This is a genomic window from Enterobacter sp. 725m/11 (assembly GCF_011683705.1).
Classification (GTDB): Bacteria; Pseudomonadota; Gammaproteobacteria; order Enterobacterales; family Enterobacteriaceae; genus Enterobacter; species Enterobacter bugandensis.
The window spans coordinates 20,003-37,553 of sequence record NZ_JAAQOK010000010.1 but is presented as its reverse complement, the minus strand read 5'-3'; the positions used below and the strand labels follow the sequence as shown (position 1 = coordinate 37,553).

Annotated in this window: 18 protein-coding genes; 3 read left to right on the top strand and 15 right to left on the bottom strand. The window is 57.8% G+C overall.

Going from position 1 to position 17,551, the window contains the following annotated elements; genetic code table 11:
- Nucleotides 1-2: 2 nt before the first annotated feature.
- The 4 genes from gntK to HBA26_RS06070 all read right to left on the bottom strand — a co-directional run bounded on the left by gntK (nucleotide 3) and on the right by HBA26_RS06070 (nucleotide 3,600).
- On the bottom strand, nucleotides 3-530 hold the full coding sequence (gene gntK / locus HBA26_RS06085; protein ID WP_045260947.1) for a gluconokinase: 528 nt from the start codon (nucleotides 528-530) through the stop codon (nucleotides 3-5).
- A 126-nt stretch (nucleotides 531-656) separates the two neighbouring features.
- Entirely contained in the window at nucleotides 657-1,652 is a 996-nt protein-coding gene (gntR, locus tag HBA26_RS06080) for a gluconate operon transcriptional repressor GntR (protein WP_014882133.1), read from the bottom strand.
- Nucleotides 1,653-1,743: 91 nt separating this feature from the next.
- Entirely contained in the window at nucleotides 1,744-2,439 is a 696-nt protein-coding gene (locus tag HBA26_RS06075; RefSeq protein WP_003861565.1) for a pirin family protein, read from the bottom strand.
- A 123-nt stretch (nucleotides 2,440-2,562) separates the two neighbouring features.
- Nucleotides 2,563-3,600: an oxidoreductase gene (locus tag HBA26_RS06070; protein ID WP_126346024.1), complete on the bottom strand. Its 1,038-nt coding sequence runs from the start codon at nucleotides 3,598-3,600 to the stop codon at nucleotides 2,563-2,565.
- Between the two features lie 256 nt (nucleotides 3,601-3,856).
- Here HBA26_RS06070 and yhhY point away from each other — a divergent pair, with 256 nt between their 5' ends.
- Complete coding sequence (gene yhhY, locus HBA26_RS06065; protein WP_028015158.1) at nucleotides 3,857-4,345, top strand: N-acetyltransferase; 489 nt, start codon at nucleotides 3,857-3,859, stop codon at nucleotides 4,343-4,345.
- A 48-nt stretch (nucleotides 4,346-4,393) separates the two neighbouring features.
- On the opposite strand, the gene ggt is transcribed toward yhhY, so the two are convergent.
- Nucleotides 4,394-6,139 (bottom strand): gamma-glutamyltransferase, encoded by a 1,746-nt coding sequence (gene ggt / locus HBA26_RS06060; protein WP_072252101.1) that lies wholly within the window; start codon nucleotides 6,137-6,139, stop codon nucleotides 4,394-4,396.
- 123 nt (nucleotides 6,140-6,262) lie between these two features.
- Here ggt and HBA26_RS06055 point away from each other — a divergent pair, with 123 nt between their 5' ends.
- Nucleotides 6,263-6,634, top strand: coding sequence for a DUF2756 family protein (locus HBA26_RS06055; RefSeq protein WP_126346025.1), 372 nt, complete (start codon nucleotides 6,263-6,265; stop codon nucleotides 6,632-6,634).
- Here HBA26_RS06055 and ugpQ read toward each other — a convergent pair.
- From ugpQ to livK, 10 genes are all read right to left on the bottom strand, one after another.
- On the bottom strand, nucleotides 6,624-7,364 hold the full coding sequence (ugpQ, locus tag HBA26_RS06050) for a glycerophosphodiester phosphodiesterase (protein ID WP_047366853.1): 741 nt from the start codon (nucleotides 7,362-7,364) through the stop codon (nucleotides 6,624-6,626). The genes HBA26_RS06055 and ugpQ overlap by 11 nt on opposite strands.
- Nucleotides 7,361-8,431, bottom strand: coding sequence for a sn-glycerol-3-phosphate import ATP-binding protein UgpC (locus HBA26_RS06045; protein WP_063155550.1), 1,071 nt, complete (start codon nucleotides 8,429-8,431; stop codon nucleotides 7,361-7,363). The genes ugpQ and HBA26_RS06045 overlap by 4 nt, the downstream gene beginning before the upstream one ends.
- Before the next feature lies 1 nt (nucleotide 8,432).
- Complete coding sequence (ugpE, locus tag HBA26_RS06040) at nucleotides 8,433-9,278, bottom strand: sn-glycerol-3-phosphate ABC transporter permease UgpE (RefSeq protein ID WP_166720823.1); 846 nt, start codon at nucleotides 9,276-9,278, stop codon at nucleotides 8,433-8,435.
- A complete protein-coding gene (ugpA, locus tag HBA26_RS06035; protein ID WP_047366851.1) occupies nucleotides 9,275-10,162 on the bottom strand; it encodes a sn-glycerol-3-phosphate ABC transporter permease UgpA in 888 nt (295 codons plus the stop codon). The genes ugpE and ugpA overlap by 4 nt, the downstream gene beginning before the upstream one ends.
- Before the next feature lie 106 nt (nucleotides 10,163-10,268).
- Nucleotides 10,269-11,585 carry a sn-glycerol-3-phosphate ABC transporter substrate-binding protein UgpB gene (ugpB, locus tag HBA26_RS06030; RefSeq protein ID WP_041911554.1) on the bottom strand — a complete coding sequence of 439 codons (1,317 nt, stop codon included), beginning with the start codon at nucleotides 11,583-11,585 and terminating at the stop codon, nucleotides 10,269-10,271.
- Nucleotides 11,586-11,830: 245 nt separating this feature from the next.
- On the bottom strand, nucleotides 11,831-12,544 hold the full coding sequence (gene livF / locus HBA26_RS06025) for a high-affinity branched-chain amino acid ABC transporter ATP-binding protein LivF (RefSeq protein WP_008500102.1): 714 nt from the start codon (nucleotides 12,542-12,544) through the stop codon (nucleotides 11,831-11,833).
- A 1-nt stretch (nucleotide 12,545) separates the two neighbouring features.
- Nucleotides 12,546-13,313 carry a high-affinity branched-chain amino acid ABC transporter ATP-binding protein LivG gene (gene livG, locus HBA26_RS06020; protein WP_028015149.1) on the bottom strand — a complete coding sequence of 256 codons (768 nt, stop codon included), beginning with the start codon at nucleotides 13,311-13,313 and terminating at the stop codon, nucleotides 12,546-12,548.
- Nucleotides 13,310-14,587: a high-affinity branched-chain amino acid ABC transporter permease LivM gene (locus HBA26_RS06015; RefSeq protein ID WP_045631383.1), complete on the bottom strand. Its 1,278-nt coding sequence runs from the start codon at nucleotides 14,585-14,587 to the stop codon at nucleotides 13,310-13,312. The genes livG and HBA26_RS06015 overlap by 4 nt, the downstream gene beginning before the upstream one ends.
- Nucleotides 14,584-15,510 carry a high-affinity branched-chain amino acid ABC transporter permease LivH gene (gene livH / locus HBA26_RS06010; RefSeq protein ID WP_028015147.1) on the bottom strand — a complete coding sequence of 309 codons (927 nt, stop codon included), beginning with the start codon at nucleotides 15,508-15,510 and terminating at the stop codon, nucleotides 14,584-14,586. Before livH ends, HBA26_RS06015 begins: the two co-directional genes overlap by 4 nt.
- A gap of 46 nt (nucleotides 15,511-15,556) precedes the next feature.
- The gene (gene livK / locus HBA26_RS06005; RefSeq protein ID WP_028015146.1) at nucleotides 15,557-16,666 is read right to left on the bottom strand and encodes a high-affinity branched-chain amino acid ABC transporter substrate-binding protein LivK; all 1,110 of its coding nucleotides are present in this window, start codon (nucleotides 16,664-16,666) and stop codon (nucleotides 15,557-15,559) included.
- 424 nt (nucleotides 16,667-17,090) lie between these two features.
- On the opposite strand from livK, the gene panM reads away from it, so the two are divergent.
- Entirely contained in the window at nucleotides 17,091-17,474 is a 384-nt protein-coding gene (gene panM / locus HBA26_RS06000; protein ID WP_045631384.1) for an aspartate 1-decarboxylase autocleavage activator PanM, read from the top strand.
- The last annotated feature ends 77 nt before the right edge of the window (nucleotides 17,475-17,551 follow it).

The window sequence follows — 17,551 nt, the reverse complement described above, 5'->3', positions numbered from 1 at the left end:
ACTTACTGCCTTTTGTTAATGACCTCGATGGTGCTGGCTACAACACCTTCCAGCGGCTGATCGATATCAACCACTAAGACGTCTTTTTCATCTTCACCCGGCTCCTGAAGCGCTTCGAACTGCGTCACCAGCATCTGGGTTTTAAAGAAGTGGCCTTTACGCGCTTTCAGACGGCTTTCAATCACCCCGAAATCGCCTTTCAGGTAGATGAACGAGAGGTTCGGATTGCCGTCGCGCAGCAGGTCGCGGTAGGTTTTTTTCAGCGCGGAACAGACGATCAGGGAAACTTTGTTGGTGCGCTGCATCGCGAACGCGGCGTCATTCAGCGCCTGCAACCACGGTTTGCGGTCGTCATCGTTCAGCGGTTCGCCGGAGGCCATTTTCATGATGTTGCTGCGCGGATGGAGGAAGTCACCATCAAGAAACGCAGCCTGAAGTTGATGCGCCACTTCGCTCGCCACGGCAGATTTACCGCTACCGGACACGCCCATCAGGACGTAAACGTGGTGATCGTGATTAGTCGTGCTCAAAGGGTGTCCCTCAGTCAATTGTTACGGGTAACAGTTATCGGTAACATTGTCCTGCTGGGGCAAAAGAGAAGCAATATCCAAACGTGCGCGAAGTGAATAAGTGTGAGCTACTTCAAATTTGTCAGTTCAAATAGATCCACCCGGTGACAAGGTGAAACCTAAATCTAACATTTTAGGGGTAACCGTCTCTCCACGAATGCGCGCCAGCAGGCGTTCTGCGCCAATGCGGCCCATGCGTTCACGCGGTGTCAGAACGCTCGCCAGACGCGGCTCCATCACCTGACCAATATCGTGGCCGTGGAAGCCGGCAATCGCCATATCCTCAGGGATCTTCAACCCCAGACGCTGGCATTCGAACGCAGCACCGACCGCAAGGTCATCGTTGGTACAGAAAATACCGTCCAGTTGCGGATACTCGCGTCGTGCCTGACGCATCAGCTCAATACCCGAGGTGTAAGATGAGGACTGCTCCACCATCACGCTGTACGGGGTTAAATTTGCGTCGAGCATCGCCTGCTCGTATCCCTTCTGTTTGATGATAGTACGTTCATCAAGACGCGCACCCAGATAGGCAATATGACGATGACCGCGGGCGATGATCGCCGCTGTCATCTGACGAGCCGCTTCAAAGTTATCGAACCCAACGGCGATGTCGAGGCATGGCGACTGGCTGTCCATGAGCTCCACCACCGGAATACCGGCGACTTCAATCATTTTGAGCGTGCGGGCAGTGTGGGTACGTTCGGTTAAAATCAGGCCGTCAATGTTCCAGGAAAGCATTGATTCAAGACGTTCCTCTTCCAGTTCCGGCTTGTACCCATAGTGAGCAAGCATGGTCTGGTAGCCAAAAGCATCGGTGACGCTTTCAATGCCGCGCAGAACTTCAGCGAAAACCTGGTTGGTCAGAGAAGGAAGCAGAACGCCCACCGCACGGCTGGTCGCATTGGAGAGAATATCGGGTGCGCGGTTGGGGATATAACCCAGTTCATCAAGGGCGGCGGCAATCTTGCCACGCAACGCCACGGAAACCTGTTCCGGGTTACGTAAAAAACGGCTGACCGTCATTTTGGTCACACCGACGCGATCGGCGACATCCTGAAGTACGGGGCGTTTCTTTTTCATCGTCCTGAGAAATCTTGAAGTGAGAGATTTGCTCAGTTTATCACGGACAAAGCTCAACCTTCCCCGTTTAAAGGGAAGGTTGAGAAATTATTTAGACCGGAGGCAGGTCAAACAGCAGGATTTCGCTTTCGCTGTCGGCGTGCACGGAGAGCGCCTGCTCATCCCAGACGGCCAGACCATCGGCGGTGGTGGCTTTGGTGCCGTTGATAGACACTTCCCCTTTCACCACCTGGATCCAGACGCGGCGGTTGGCGGCAATCTGGTGCACGGACTGTTCGTCTTTCGCCAGCGCCCAGCGGTACAGTTCCATATCCTGATGCACTTTCAGGGAACCTTCACGCGCGTCCGGGGACAGCACCAGCTGTTTGCCCTGTTTCGCGTCGAAGCGGCGCTGCTCGTAGCGTGGCGTGATGCCGGTCTCTTCTGGAATGATCCAGATTTGATACAGGTGCAGTTTTTCCGTTTTGCTCGGGTTGTACTCAGAGTGACGCACCCCGGTACCCGCGCTCATAATCTGGAACTCGCCCGCCGGCACCTGCTCTTTGTTGCCCATGCTGTCCTGGTGCTCAACCGCCCCTTCCAGCACATAGGTCAGGATTTCCATGTCTTTGTGCGGGTGGGTACCGAAGCCCTGGCCTGCATCAATCACGTCGTCGTTAATCACGCGCAGCGCGGAGAAGCCCATGAAGTTCGGGTCGTAGTAGTCGGCAAACGAGAATGAATGCCATGAGTCCAGCCAGCCATGATTTGCGTGACCGCGTTCGTTTGCTTTGCGTAAGTAGATCATTGTTTTCACCCTCAGTTCGTTTCGATGGAGTAAGTGTGGACTCAAACGGTCGGGGATCATAGAGGGTGAAAATTGACTCCTCTGTTCAAAAATTATGAACAAGCCCAGAGGAGCCGTTTTTGCTTATTTCGCGAGGGTTACCGTGGCAGGAGAAGCCTGCTCGAAGGCCCGTTCAAGGATTTCAAGGTTGGTCAGAACGTCAGATTCCTTGACGTAATTCGGCGCGCCGTTGGTGAGGGTTTCATACAGCGCATCGTAGACGCGGCCATAGTCGCCGGTTTCCGGTTTCAGCTCTTCTTTGACCGTCACCCCCTCGTCGTTCACGTACTCCAGCACGCCTACGGAATCGTCCGCCGCAAAGCCCGGTTCGCCCGGCATGATGTTGGCCTTCAGGCTGGTCTCCTGCTGGTCAATGCCGTACTTAATGAACGAACCTTTGGTACCGTGAACGATAAATTTCGGGTAGTCGATTTTCACCAGATGACTGGTTTTAACGGTAGCCTTAAGGTCGCCGTAGAACAGCTGCGCCTCGAAGGTATCGTCCGGGTTGGCTTTATTGCGCAGGCTGCGGATGTCGTAAGCCACGTGGTCCGGGCGGCCAAACAGGGAGATGATCTGGTCCATGGTGTGCACGCCCAGACCATAGAACGAGCCGTCCTGCGGCAGGCCGGGCTGGGTTTCCGCCACCGGGCGGTAGTAATCGAAGTGGCTTTCGATTTCCACAATGTCGCCAAGCTTGCCGCTCTCAATCGCCTTTTTCGCCGTCAGGAAACAGCTGTCAAAGCGACGGTTCTGATACGGGGTAACGGTTAGCCCTTTGCTTTTCGCCAGCGTAAACAGCGCTTTCGCTTCGGCAATGGTCGGGGTGAACGGCTTTTCCACCAGCACGTTCTTGCCCGCTTCGAGCGCGCATTTCGCATAGTCAAAATGGCTGTCGGCATGGGTGCAGACAACCACCAGCTTTACCTGCGGGTCATTCAATACTTCATCGAGATCGCTGGTGAAGTGAATGTGGGAATACTGCGGGGATTGCTCTTCCGGCTTCGCGCGGCGGCGGTAAATATGGGCCACATGCCAGGTGTCTTTACGGTGGAGGACATACGGAAGGTGGTAACGCGTGGTGCTTTTGCCAAATCCAATAAATGCGCAATGTAGTGTCATGGCTCAGTCCTTTTAGAAGGTTACTGAGTTTAACCATAACAAAAAAAAAGCCAGCGAGAAGCTGGCTAAAGTAATACTGGAAGCAATGTGAGCAATGTCGTGCTTTCAGGTTCCCGTAGGGGTCCTCCTGAATGCAAAGCAATAATAATCATTCTCATTCGCACTTGTCCAATACTTTTTGCAAAAAATAGCGGTTGACTCAAATTTTAAAGTCATTGATGTTGGAGGGGACTTTTAACCGACTGAGGAACAAGGAATGAGTGAGATAGTGATACGCCACGCTGAACCGAGAGATTACGATGCCATTCGTCAGATCCACGCCCAGCCGGAGGTGTACCACAACACGCTACAGGTTCCTCATCCCTCAGAGCAGATGTGGCATGACCGGCTAACCGATCAGCCCGGCATTAAACAGCTGGTGGCTTGTATCGACGGGACCGTCGCCGGGCACCTGTGCATTGCCGTCGCACAACGCCCGCGTCGCAGCCACGTTGCCGATTTCGGTATTTGTGTGGGTGCGCAATGGCAAAATCGGGGCGTTGCCAGCGCGCTGATGCGAACCATGATTGATATGTGCGACAACTGGCTGCGCGTCGATCGCATTGAGTTAACGGTATTTGTTGATAACGAACCGGCAATCGCGGTGTACAAAAAGCACGGGTTCGAAATTGAAGGCACCGGCAAGCGCTACGCCCTGCGCAACGGCGAATATGTGGACGCGTACTTCATGGCGAGAATGAAGTGACACACTCCCCTCTCCCCTATGGGGAGAGGGTTAGAGTGAGGGGAATAATCAATACCCCGCCGTCAAATCATCCACCGAACGCGGATCCGACGCGCCAAACAGCGCGCCGTCTGGCCCCACCATAATGCTCTGGGTGCTGCCCATCGCCTCTTTCACCGCAACCTTCTGTCCGCGCTGCTCCAGAAGCTTGATGGTGTCCGGGCTAAAGCCCTTCTCCACGCGCAGCTCGTCCGGCAGCCACTGATGATGGAAACGCGGCGCATTGGTCGCCTCGGCGACGTTCATGCCAAAGTCGATGCTGTTCACCACCATCTGTAGCACGGTAGTTATGATGCGGCTCCCGCCAGGGCTGCCGGTCACCAGCCAGGTTTTCCCGTCTTTCACCACGATGGTTGGCGACATGGACGACAGCGGACGCTTCTTCGGCCCCACCGCATTCGCATCGCCGCCGACCAGCCCGTAAACGTTCGGCACGCCCGGCTTGGCGGAGAAGTCATCCATCTCGTTGTTCAGCAGAATGCCGCTGTTACCCGCTACAATCCCGGTACCAAAGGTAGTGTTGAGCGTGTAGGTCACCGCCACCGCATTGCCGTCTTTATCCACCACCGAGAAGTGCGTCGTCTGGTTGCTTTCATACGGTGCCAGCTTGCCGGGGCGGATCTCGCTCGACGGCTTAGCCTTGTTGATGTCGATCTGATCGGCAATGGATTTTGCATACGCCTTGTTGGTCAGCGCCTGCCACGGCACCTTCACGAAGTCCGGATCGCCGAGATATTCCGAGCGGTCGGCGTAGGCGCGTTTTTCCGCCTCCGCCATCACCTGCATGGCATCCGCGCTGCCGAAGCCGAACTTGTGCATATCAAAGTTTTCAAGAATATTGAGGATCTGCACGATGTGAATGCCCCCGGAGGACGGCGGCGGCATGGAGAACACCTCGTAGCCGCGGTAGGTGCCGCTAATCGGCTCGCGCTCCACCGCCCTGTATTCCGCCAGGTCCGCTTTGGTGATAAGCCCCCCGTTCTTCTGCATCTCTTCCGCAATCTGGTCGGCAATCGCCCCTTTGTAGAACGCGTCCGGGCCGTGCTCCGCAATCAGCTCCAGGCTTTTGGCGAGATTCTTCTGCACCAGCTTATCGCCCTTCTTCAGCGGCTCGCCGTCCTTCCAGAAAATCGCCTTGCTGTTTTCGTGATTGGGAATGACTTCACTGCCGTAGGTCTTGAGGTCGTCCGCCAGGGCGTCATTGACCACAAATCCCTCCCGCGCCAGCCTGATGGCAGGCTGCACCACCTTGTTCAGCGGCATCGTGCCGTATTTTTCAAGCGCCAGCGAGAAGCCCGCAACGGTGCCCGGCGTGCCGGACGCGAGATGCGAGGTCAGGGATTTTTTGCTGTCCGGGTTCCCCTGGTCGTCGAGGAACATGTCCCGAGACGCCTGAGAAGGCGCCATTTCACGGAAATCGATGGCCGTGGTTTTGCCGTCTTTGGTGCGCAGCATCATAAAACCGCCGCCGCCCAGATTCCCCGCCTGAGGATGCGTTACCGCCAGCGCATAGCCGACCGCGACCGCTGCATCCACCGCGTTACCGCCCTGCTTGAGAATATCGACGCCCACTTGGGTCGCCAGCGCGTCAACCGAGGCCACCATGCCGTGGGTTGCCCGCACGGGATGAAAAACATCTTCCTCCACGCCGTAAGAGACCGGAGGCGCCGCGGGCGGGTTGGCCGCCACGCTAAAAGTACCGCCTGCCATCAGCGCGGCGATGGCGACCCAGCGCAAAAAGGTTGGTTTCATCATTATTGTTCTCCAGGTGAAGGGATCCATATTCCCCGCTTAAGCCTGGTTCACAACTCCTAAAAAATCATCGTCATGGTGAAATCAGGGTAAACTTAAGAGAGGCCTCAAGAGGAGGAAATGACAATGAAACGCTTGATGATTATTGCGGCGCTGATCCCGTTTGCCGCGCTCGCACAGCCACTCAACACCATGAATAACCCGAACCAGCAGGGTTACGTTATCCCGAGCCAGCAGCGCATGCAGACCGAGATGATGAGCCAGCAACAGCAGCAGAAAGGGATGCTCAATCAGCAGCTGAGAACGCAGACCCAAATGCAGCAGCAGAGCCTGCAAAACCAGATGAACGCCAACACCCAGCGCGTGCAGCAGGGACAGGTGCGCGAGCAGCCGCTGCCAAATAAAAACGGCGGGATGTTAGGGGGCGGGATGTCGCAAAGCAGCGGTCAGCAGCATATGCTGCCGATCCAGCAGAACGGCAGTATGCTCAATAAATAAATTTCGGGCCGATCTGGTCAATCGCATCGGTACAGATACTGTCCACGCCCCAGCGCAGCAGCTCGGCTGCGCGCTGGGGTTTGTTAACGGTGTAGACCAGAATATGCAGACCCGCGTCTTTCAGCATTTTCACCCGCGCCTCATCCAGCAGCTTGTGGTTCAGATGGATAGAGACGCAGCCTAAGCGGCCCGTCAGTTCACGCCAGTCCTCACGCCACTCGTCCAGCAGCAGCCCGCGCGGCAGCTCAGGTACAGCTGCCTGTGCGGCCTCCAGCGCGTCGGTGTCAAACGACGACAGCAGCGGCGCGGTCATGCCTTCCCACAGCTCGCGCGCGGCAAGGGCAATTACTTTGCCCGTCAGCGGCCCGGTGCCGGTGGTCGGTTTGATTTCGATGTTCGCCATCATGCCGTGCTGCCGACAGCGATCGGCCACTTCCGCCAGCAGGGGCAGCGGTTCGCCTTTGAACTCGCCGCTGTACCAGCTTCCGGCGTCCACCTTCAGCAGATCGCGCCACGGCAGTTCACCCGCCACGCCCCAGCCGTTGCTGGTGCGTTCAAGATTGTCGTCATGCAGCAGGAAAATTTCGCCGTCCTTCGACAGCTTGGCGTCGAACTCGATCATCGTGTGGCCGTAGCGCGCGCCGACATCGATCGCCGCCAGGGTGTTTTCCGGGGCCAGCTTACCGCCGCCACGGTGGGCGACGACGTGGGGGTAAGGCCAGTTGCTCATACTCGTTGTCCTGTTTCACCGTCAAAAAGGTGCAGATGGTTTTCCGGCAGGTGGAGCCACAGCGTGCTGCCCGCTTTCGGGCGCTCCTGATGCGCCAGGCGCACCACCATTTTTTGCTCGCCCCAGCGCCCGTGCGCCAGGTTATCTGCACCCAACATCTCCAGCGTGTCCATCACCAGCGGCACGCCGCCGTCCGCCTGAGAGGTTAAACCAATATGCTCAGGGCGGATACCGAGCGTCATCTTACGCCCGGCGTAGCCACGATAGTACCAGTTGATCGGCAACGCCATCCCGCTTTCCAGTTCAAAGTGGGTGCCCGCGTTGCTGATGCGCCCTTCCAGCAGGTTCATCGCCGGGCTGCCGATAAAGCTCGCCACAAAGCGGGTGGCCGGTTTTTCGTACACTTCCACCGGGGTGCCAATCTGCTCGGCAACGCCTTTGTTCATTACCATCACGCGCTGGGCGAGAGTCATGGCTTCGACCTGATCGTGAGTCACGTACAGTGACGTGGTTTTCAGACGACGGTGCAGCTGCTGCAGCTCAAGGCGCATCTGTACGCGCAGCTTGGCGTCGAGGTTAGACAGCGGCTCGTCGAACAGGAATACCGCCGGGTCACGCACGATGGCGCGCCCCATTGCCACGCGCTGGCGCTGGCCGCCGGAAAGCTCGCGCGGGCGGCGCTTCAGCAGGCCGTCGAGTTCCAGAATGCGGGCGGCTTCTTTCACGCGCTCCTCGATATGGCCTTTGCCCATGCCGCGAATTTTCAGCCCCCAGGCCATGTTCTCCTCCACGCTCATGTGCGGATAGAGGGCGTAGTTCTGGAACACCATCGCGATGCCCCTGTCTTTCGGCTCCATCTCGGTGACGCGCTGGCGGTCAATCCAGATGTCCCCCGAGGTCACGCGCTCCAGCCCCGCCACCATGCGCAGCAGCGTGGACTTCCCGCAGCCGGATGGGCCGACCATCACGATAAATTCGCCGTCCGCCACGTCGAGCGTCAGCGGCTGAATGACCTGGGTTTTACCGTCCCAGCTTTTGGTAACTGCCTGAAGTTTTAAACCTGCCATCTTATTTCTCGCTATCGACCAGGCCGCGGACAAACGCGCGCTGCATGGCTAAAACAATGACTACGGGTGGGATTAGGGTGAGCAGCATCGCCGCCATCACCTGGTTCCAGAGGGTGGTGCCTTCACCGGTGGCAATCATGCCTTTGATGCCCGCCACGGCGGTGCCGAGGTTGACGTCCTGAATAATCAGCAGCGGCCACAGGTACTGGTTCCAGCCGTAGATAAAGGTGATCACAAACAGCGCCGCAAGGTTGGTTTTCGACAGCGGCAGCACGATGTCGCGGAAGAAGCGCATCGGGGAGGCACCGTCGATGCGCGCGGCCTCAATCAGCTCGTCCGGCAGGGTCATAAAGAACTGGCGGAACAGGAAGGTGGCGGTCGCCGAGGCCATCAGCGGCAGGGTTAAGCCCGCGTAGCTGTCCAGCATCTTCAGGCTGGCAATCACCTCCACCGTCGGGAAGATACGCACCTCCACCGGCAGCATCAGGGTGATGAAAATCATCCAGAAGAACAGGTTACGCAGCGGAAAGCGAAACCAGACGATGGCGAAGGCCGAGAGCATCGACACCGTAATTTTGCCCACCGTAATGCCGAACGCCATGATGAAGCTGTTGAGCATCATCAGCCAGAACGGCGCGCTATTGGCGCCCACGCCCTGGGTCCAGATGGTTTTCATGTTCTCGAAAAGATGCCCGCCCGGGATCAGCGTCATCGGCGTGTCGAACACCGCTTTGGTGTCCAGCGTGGCGGCGACAAAGGCCACGTACAGCGGGAACAGGATGACGATAATCCCTAAAATCAGCATGGTATGGCTGAAAATCGTCAGCCCGCGACGGTTCTCAATCATTGGTAGCGCACCTTACTTTCAACATAGCGGAACTGCACCACCGTGAGGATGATGACGAGGAACATCAGCACGACGGACTGGGCGGCAGAAGCAGAGAGATCCAGCCCCGCAAAACCTTCGCGGTAGATTTTGTAAATCAGCGTGGTGGTCGCCTGCACCGGGCCGCCTGCGGTGGCCGCGTCGATCACCGGGAAGGTGTCGAAGAAGGCGTAGACGAGGTTAACCACCAGCAGGAAGAAGCTCACCGGGGCGATCAGCGGCAGGGACAGCCTGAAGAAGCGACGAATCGGCCCTGCGCCGTCAATCGCGGCGGCCTCCACCAGCGAGCGCGGGATGGACTGCAGCGCGGCAAAGAAGAACAGGAAGTTATAGCTGATCTGCTTCCACACCGAGGCGAACACCACCAGGAACATCGCCTGACCGCTGTTCTGGGCGTGGTTCCAGTCGTAGCCGAACTCTGCCAGGAAGTGAGTAATCAGCCCGCGTCCGGGGTTAAACAGGAAGATCCACAGCACAGCGGCAACGGCGGGGGCCACGGCGTAAGGCAGCAGCATCAGGGTCTGATACAGGCGGCTGCCGCGCACCACGTAGTCCACCAGCGCGGCGAAAAACAGCGAGGCAACAAGGCCGCTGACGGTCACCAGCGCGCTGAACCTGATCGTCGTCCAGAAGGAGTCCAGGTAGTAGCTGTCATGGAATAGCGCGGTAAAGTTGTCCAGCCCGACGAACTGGCTGGAGAGCCCGAACGGATCGACGCTTTGTACCGAGTACCACAGCGCTTCGCCCGCAGGCCAGATAAAGAAGATAACGGTGATGACCAGCTGAGGCGCGACCAACAGGTACGGCAGCCAGCGGGAGCGAAACACCGGACGGGATGAGGACATGGAGATTGGGTTCCTGAACAATGCCGGGTGGCGGCTACGCCTTACCCGGCCTGGATGGGGCACATCGTAGGCCCGGTAAGCGCAGCGCCACCGGGCGAATCACAAATTACGATTTAGTCGACTGCTCAAAGCGGCGCAGCAGCTGATTGCCGCGCTCTACCGCAGAGTCCAGCGCCTGCTGCGGGGTTTTCTTCCCGGTCCACACGCTTTCCAGCTCTTCATCCACGATGGTGCGGATCTGTGGCATGTTGCCCAGACGCAGGCCTTTGGTGAACGGCAGCGGCGGCTTGTTCAGCATCTGACGCGTCGCGATATCCGCGCCCGGGTTTTTGCTGTAGAAGCCCTGCTCGCGGGTCAGGTCGTACGCGGCCTTGGTGATCGGCAAGTAGCCGGTCTTCTGGTGCCATTCGGCCGCGTTTTCCGGCTTCGCCAGGAAGTCGAGGAATTCGGCCACGCCTTTATAGGTGCCCTTGTCTTTACCCTGCATCACCCACAGGCTCGCCCCGCCGATGATGGCGTTCTGCGGCGCGCCCTTCACGTCAGCGTCGTACGGCATCATGCCCACGCCGTAGTTAAATTTGGCGTAGTGACGAATATCCGCCAGCGAGCCGGACGAGGCGGTGGTAATGGCGCAGTCGCCGTTGTAGAACTTCTCGGTGGATTCGTCTTTACGCCCGAAGTAGCTGAAGTCGCCCTTCTTGTTCAGATCGGCAAGCAGTGCAATGTGCTTCACCTGCTCCGGCTTGTTGAACTCGAGTACCGCATCGGTGCCGTCGAAGCCGTTATTTTTGGTCGCCACCGGCAGGCCGTGCCAGGCGCTGAAGTTTTCAATCTGGATCCAGCCCTGCCAGCCGCTGGCGTAGCCGCACTTCATGCCCGCCGCTTTCAGCTTCGCGGTGTATTCGGCCAGGTCCTGCCAGGTTTTTGGCGGCTGCTCCGGATCTAAACCGGCTTTTTTGAAGGCGTCTTTGTTGTAGTACAGCACCGGCGTGGAGCTGTTAAACGGCTGGGACAGCAGGTGACCGGTTTTGGAATCGGTATAGTAACCCGCTACGGTCGGCACGAACCGGGATTCATCGAAGTTGATACCCGCCTCTTTGAACACTTCATACACCGGCTTGATGGCTTTGGAGGCCATCATGGTGGCGGTGCCCACTTCATACACCTGTAACAGCGCAGGCGCGTTGCCGGTACGGAAGGCGGCAATGCCCGCGCTCAGGCTCTGCTCGTAGTTACCTTTGTACACCGGCACAATTTTGTAATCCGGATGGGTGTCGTTGAAACGCTGCGCCAGGGAGTCAACTTCTTTACCCAACTCCCCTTCCATGGAATGCCAGAACGGAATGGTGGTCACAGCCATTGCGTTCGTCGCAAAAGCCAGACCCAGTGCCAGACCCAAAGCTGTGTGTCGTAACGATGTCATTGTCATCTCTCTTATTGTGCCGGATGCGCGATATCACGCGTTTTATGCTCGCGAGGTAACATGACATGCTCGAATGACAGAAAAATAACTGTTTGTTTACAGATAAGTGACAGTAAAGGGTCAGGGGGATGATGGTTGTGTGAAGGGGGTTTATGTGAAAAAGCCGGGTGGCGGCTACGCCTTACCCGGCCTACTCGATCCCTGTAGGCCCGGTAAGCGCAGCGCCACCGGGCGATACAGACGGCTCAGCCGCCCAGGTAAGCGCTCCGCACCGCTTCGTTCGCCAGCAGCGCGTCGCCGGTGTCTTCCAGCACCACGCGGCCGTTCTCCAGCACGTAGCCGCGGTCAGCAAGCTTCAGCGCCTGGTTGGCGTTCTGCTCGACGAGGAAGATGGTCATCCCCTCTTTGCGCAGCTGCTCGATGGTGTCGAATATCTGCTGGATGATGATCGGTGCCAGACCGAGCGACGGTTCATCCAGAAGCAGCAGACGCGGCTGGCTCATCAGCGCGCGGCCAATCGCCAGCATCTGCTGTTCACCGCCGGACATGGTGCCCGCACGCTGAATGCGGCGCTCCCACAGACGCGGGAAGAGTTCGTACACCCACTTGATGCGGGTCTGGTATTCATCGCGGTGAGCGAAGAACCCGCCCATCGCCAGGTTCTCTTCCACCGTCATACGCGAGAAGACGCGACGCCCTTCCGGGACAATCGCCACCGCCTCACGCATGATTCTGGCGGTCTGCCAGTCGGTAATGTCTTTACCATCGAACACAATCCGCCCGCTGGTGGCGCGCGGGTCGCCGCACAGGGTGCCGAGCAGCGTGGTTTTACCCGCTCCGTTGGCGCCAATCAGGGTGACGATTTCACCCTGATTGATGTGCAGGCTGACGTCGTGCAGCGCCTGGATCTTGCCGTAGTGCGCATTGACCTTGTCGAACGTTAACATCGCTTTTTCCATCTTATGCCTCACCAAGGTATGCGCGGATCACGTCCGGGTTGTTGCGGATCTCTTCCGGCGTGCCGTTTGCCAGCGGCGTGCCCTGGTTTACCACGTAGATACGGTCCGAAATGCCCATCACCAGCTTCATGTCGTGCTCAATCAGCAGGATGGTGGTGTCGTGATGATCGCGCAGCTCGGCAATCAGCTCGTCCAGCTCTTTGGTCTCTTTCGGGTTGAGGCCCGCCGCCGGTTCGTCGAGCATCAGGATCTCCGGCTGGGTCACCATGCAGCGCACGATCTCCAGTCGACGCTGGTCGCCATAGGCCAGGTTGCTCGCCTGACGGTTGGCGTGCTGCAGCAGGCCGATACGGTCGAGCCAGGTGGCGGCGCGATCGAGCGCCTCCTCCTGCGCGCGGCGGAAGGCCGGGGTTTTCAGCAGGCCGGAGAACAGGCCGGTTTTCAGCTGCTGATGCTGTGCCACCAGCAGGTTCTCAATCACCGTCATCTCGCGGAACAGGCGCACGTGCTGGAAGGTACGCACCACGCCCATGCGGGCAATCTGCTGGCCCGGCAGCCCTTCCAGGTGCTGGTCGCGCAGCATGATGGTGCCGCCCGTCGGCTTGTAGAAACCGGTCAGACAGTTAAAGACCGTGGTTTTCCCCGCGCCGTTCGGGCCAATCAGGGAGACGATCTCTTTTTTATGCAGGTCCAGGTTCACGTTGTTGACCGCCAGCAGGCCGCCAAAACGCATCATCAGACCGTTTACGGATAATAATGGCTGACTCATGCCTGCTCTCCTTTCGCTTCCACATTCTTAAGCTTCAGCTGTGGACGCGTCATCGGCAGCAGACCCTGCGGACGCCAGATCATCATCAGCACCATCAAACCACCCAGCATCAGCATGCTGTATTCGTTAAAGTCGCGCATCAGCTCGCGGGAGACCACCAGCAGGATGGCCGCGAGGATAACGGCGAACTGCGAGCCCATCCCGCCGAGTACCACAATCGCCAGCACAAAGGCCGATTCGGCAAAGGTGAACGACTCGGGGCTGACGAAGCCCTGACGCGCGGCGAACAGCGTGCCGGCGAAACCGGCAAACGCGGCGCTGATGGTGAACGCGGTCAGTTTGATGCGGGTCGGGTTCAGGCCCAGAGAGCGGCAGGCGATCTCATCTTCGCGCAGCGCTTCCCACGCTCGGCCCAGCGGCATGCGCAGCAGGCGGTTGATCACGAACAGGGTGATGACCACCAGCAGCAGCGCCACCAGGTAGAGCCAGATCACGCGGTCAGAGGGGTCATATTTGATGCCGAAGAAGTTGCTGAAGGTATCCCAGCCGCCTTCGCGGGCGGTACGGCTGAACTCCAGGCCGAAGAAGGTCGGCTTCGGGATCTGGCTGATGCCGTTCGGGCCGCCGGTCACTTCGGTGTTGTTGAGCAGCAGGATACGGACGATTTCACCGAAGCCTAAGGTCACAATCGCCAGGTAGTCACCGCGCAGGCGCAGCACCGGGAAGCCGAGCAGGAAGCCTGCGGCGGCAGAGACCAGCCCCGCCAGCGGCAGGCAGGTCCAGAAGCCCAGGCCGTAATAGTGGTTCAGCAGCGCAAAGGTGTACGCGCCGATAGCGTAGAAACCGCCGTAGCCCAGCACCAGCAGGCCAGAGAGACCGACCACCACGTTCAGACCGAGGCCGAGGATCACGTAAATCATGGTCAGGGTGGCGATGTCCACAGTGCCGCGCGACACCATAAACGGCCACGCCACGGCAGCCACCAGCAGCGCCACGAGGAACAGCTTCTGTTTGACCGTTGTACCGTCGATCGCCGGCAGGACGAATTTCGGTCCGGAGACATTTTTCAGCGTTTTCTGGAACAGCGGGCGCAGCAGCTGGAACAGGAACACCACGGCGGTGCCGATAAAGACCCACTGCCAGCGAATATCAGCTGCAGTATCGACAACGAGTTTGGTGCCATTCAGCTCAAGCTGGACGCCCATAAAGACGCTGGCCAGCACGAAAAACATGGCGGCAGAGAGCAGCGCCATTGCAAAATGCATCGGTTTCATACTTTCTCTACCTCCGGACGGCCCAGAATACCGGTAGGCATCACCAGCAGAACCAGAATCAGCAGGGCAAACGACACCACGTCTTTATATTCGGTGCTCAGGTACGCCGAGGAGAGCGCTTCCGCCACGCCCAGGATCAGGCCGCCAATCATCGCGCCAGGAATACTGCCGATGCCGCCCAGTACCGCCGCGGTGAAGGCTTTCATCCCGGCCATAAAGCCGATGTACGGGTTAATTACGCCGTAGAACTGGCCGAGCAGCACGCCAGCCACCGCCGCCATCGCCGCGCCAATCACGAAGGTCAGGGCGATTACGCGGTCGGTGTTGATGCCGAGCAGGCTCGCCATCTTCAGGTCTTCCGCGCACGCGCGGCAGGCGCGTCCCATGCGGGAGTAGCGGATGAACAGGGTCAGGGCGAGCATGGCGACAAAGGTCACGACCCAGATCACCAGCTGCATCGTGGTAATAGAGGCAGAGAAGTTTTCGCTGGCCCCCACAATCCACTGGCCGTTAAACAGGCTAGGCAGCGCCACGTCGCGCGAACCTTCGGTCAGGCTGACGTAGTTTTGCAGGAAGATCGACATCCCAATCGCGGAAATCAGCGCAATAAGACGCTTGGAGCTGCGCACCGGCCGGTAGGCCACGCGCTCGATGCTCCAGCCGTAGGCGCTGGCGATCACGATCGCGCCAACAAACCCGGCGGCGACCAGCAGCCAGCTGCTGTCGATGCCCATCATCATCAGCGCGGCGATAATCATAAAGGAGACGTAGCTACCGATCATGTACACCTCGCCGTGGGCGAAGTTGATCATGCCGATAATGCCGTAAACCATCGTATAGCCGATGGCGATCAGCGCGTAGGTGCTTCCCAGCGTGACGCCGTTAAACATCTGCTGCAAAAAGTAGAGAAACTGCTCGGACATATGCAAACCTTTTTATACCCGCCCGGTGAGCCGGGCGGTGGGATAATTATTTGGCGACCGAGGACGAACCGTCGGCGTGCCACTTAAAGACACCAAACTCAAATCCCTTCAGATCGCCTTTCTCATCCCAGTTCAGCGGCCCAATCACGGTGTTCGCCCCGTGTGCTTTTAAATCTTTCACCAGATCCAGCGGCTCTTTGCTGCCGGTACGCTCCAATGCGGTTGCCAGAGACTGCACAGCCGCGTAGGTGATCCAGACGTATGGACCACTCGGATCTTTCTTCTGCGCCTTGAGCGCATCCACGATAGCCTTGTTGGCCGGATCCTGGTCATAACGTTTTGGCATCGTCACCAGCATGCCTTCGGCAGAATCCCCTGCGATGTTTGACAGGGAGGCGTTGCCCACGCCCTCTGGCCCCATAAACTGGGTTTTCAGACCGGTGGCGCGCGCCTGGCGCAGCATCTGGCCCATTTCGGGGTAGTAGCCGCCGTAGTAGACGAAGTCGATGTTCTCTTTTTGCAGACGGGCGATCAGCGCGGAGAAGTCTTTTTCGCCTGCGGTAATGCCGTCGAAGAAGACGATGTTCGCGCCGCCTTTTTTCAGGCCGTCCTGCACGGAGCGCGCCAGGCCTTCGCCGTACTGCTGCTTGTCATGAATGATGGCGATACGCTGTGGCTTAACGGTCTCGAGGATGTATTTGGCCGCGGTTGGCCCCTGGGAGGAGTCCAGACCGGCGGTACGCATGATGTGCTGGTAACCGCGCTGGGTCAGCTCCGGGTTGGTGGCGCCCGGAGTGATCATCAAAATGCCTTCGTCTTCGTAGATATCGGACGCGGGCTGGGTGGAGGATGAGCACAGGTGGCCGATGACGTACTGAATCCCGTCGTTGACGATTTTGTTGGCGACCGCAACGGCCTGTTTCGGATCGCAGGCGTCGTCATACTCCACGCCTACCAGCTTGTCGCCCTTGATGCCGCCTTTGGCGTTGATGTCTTTGATGGCCTGACGCGCGCCGTTAAACTCCATGTCACCCCACTGGGCTACAGGGCCGGACATCGCACCGACTACCGCAACTTTAATCTCTTCCGCCATGGCCGCATGCGAGATCGCCAGTGCAACCATTCCCGCGATAAATGTCTTCGCGTTCCTTTTCATCTCAGAATCCCCATTCGTGATGTCGTGTTTATATTTTGTTTTATTATGGTTAAAAAGCATTCTGTACTTTTAATGAACAACGCTATTTTTACCAGTGCCTTTAATGGTTTAGCGCAGTTTTATGTCAAAAACCAGACTAAAATCTCTATTTTTCAGGCGATTAAGGAAAGATAATATTCTGAAATCAGGCAGAGATAAACAAATAAAAGTGCAGTTTGCAGCATAAAATAACGGTACAAAGCGCCGAATAAATCGCTGCCATTCAGGTTAAAATTCTGCTTATTTTTCGATCCATGTTTTTTCACACTGCCCATTGCATTGCTAAAAAACTAATAACCTGGTTAATGAGAATAAAAAGAGGAAGCCGCTGAGTGAATAAATTGAGTACACTGCCTCTACTCAATTTGATTTGGACAAGCTGCTAATGAAACTGACTATCGTGCGTCTGGTGACCTTTAGCGACCAGGATCATATCGACCTGGGCAAGATCTGGCCGGAATATTCCCCTTCGTCGCTGCATGTCGACGAGAATCATCGCATTTATGCCGCGCGCTTCAACGAGCGCCTGCTGGCCGCGGTTCGCGTGACCCTGAGCGGCACGGAGGGAGCGCTGGACTCGCTGCGCGTGCGTGACGTGACCCGTCGTCGCGGTGTGGGACAGTATTTAATTGAAGAAGTGATCCGCGAAAACCCGAACGTAAACTCATGGTGGATGGCCGACGTGGGCGTGGAAGACCGCGGCGTGATGGCAGCGTTTATGCAGGCGTTAGGGTTTACGGCGCAGGAGAGCGGGTGGGAGAAGCGCTAAAAGAAAGCCGGGTGGCGGTTGCGCCTTACCCGGCCTACAATTTCTACCGCATTTTCCCAAGCATTTCGTGTTGCAGG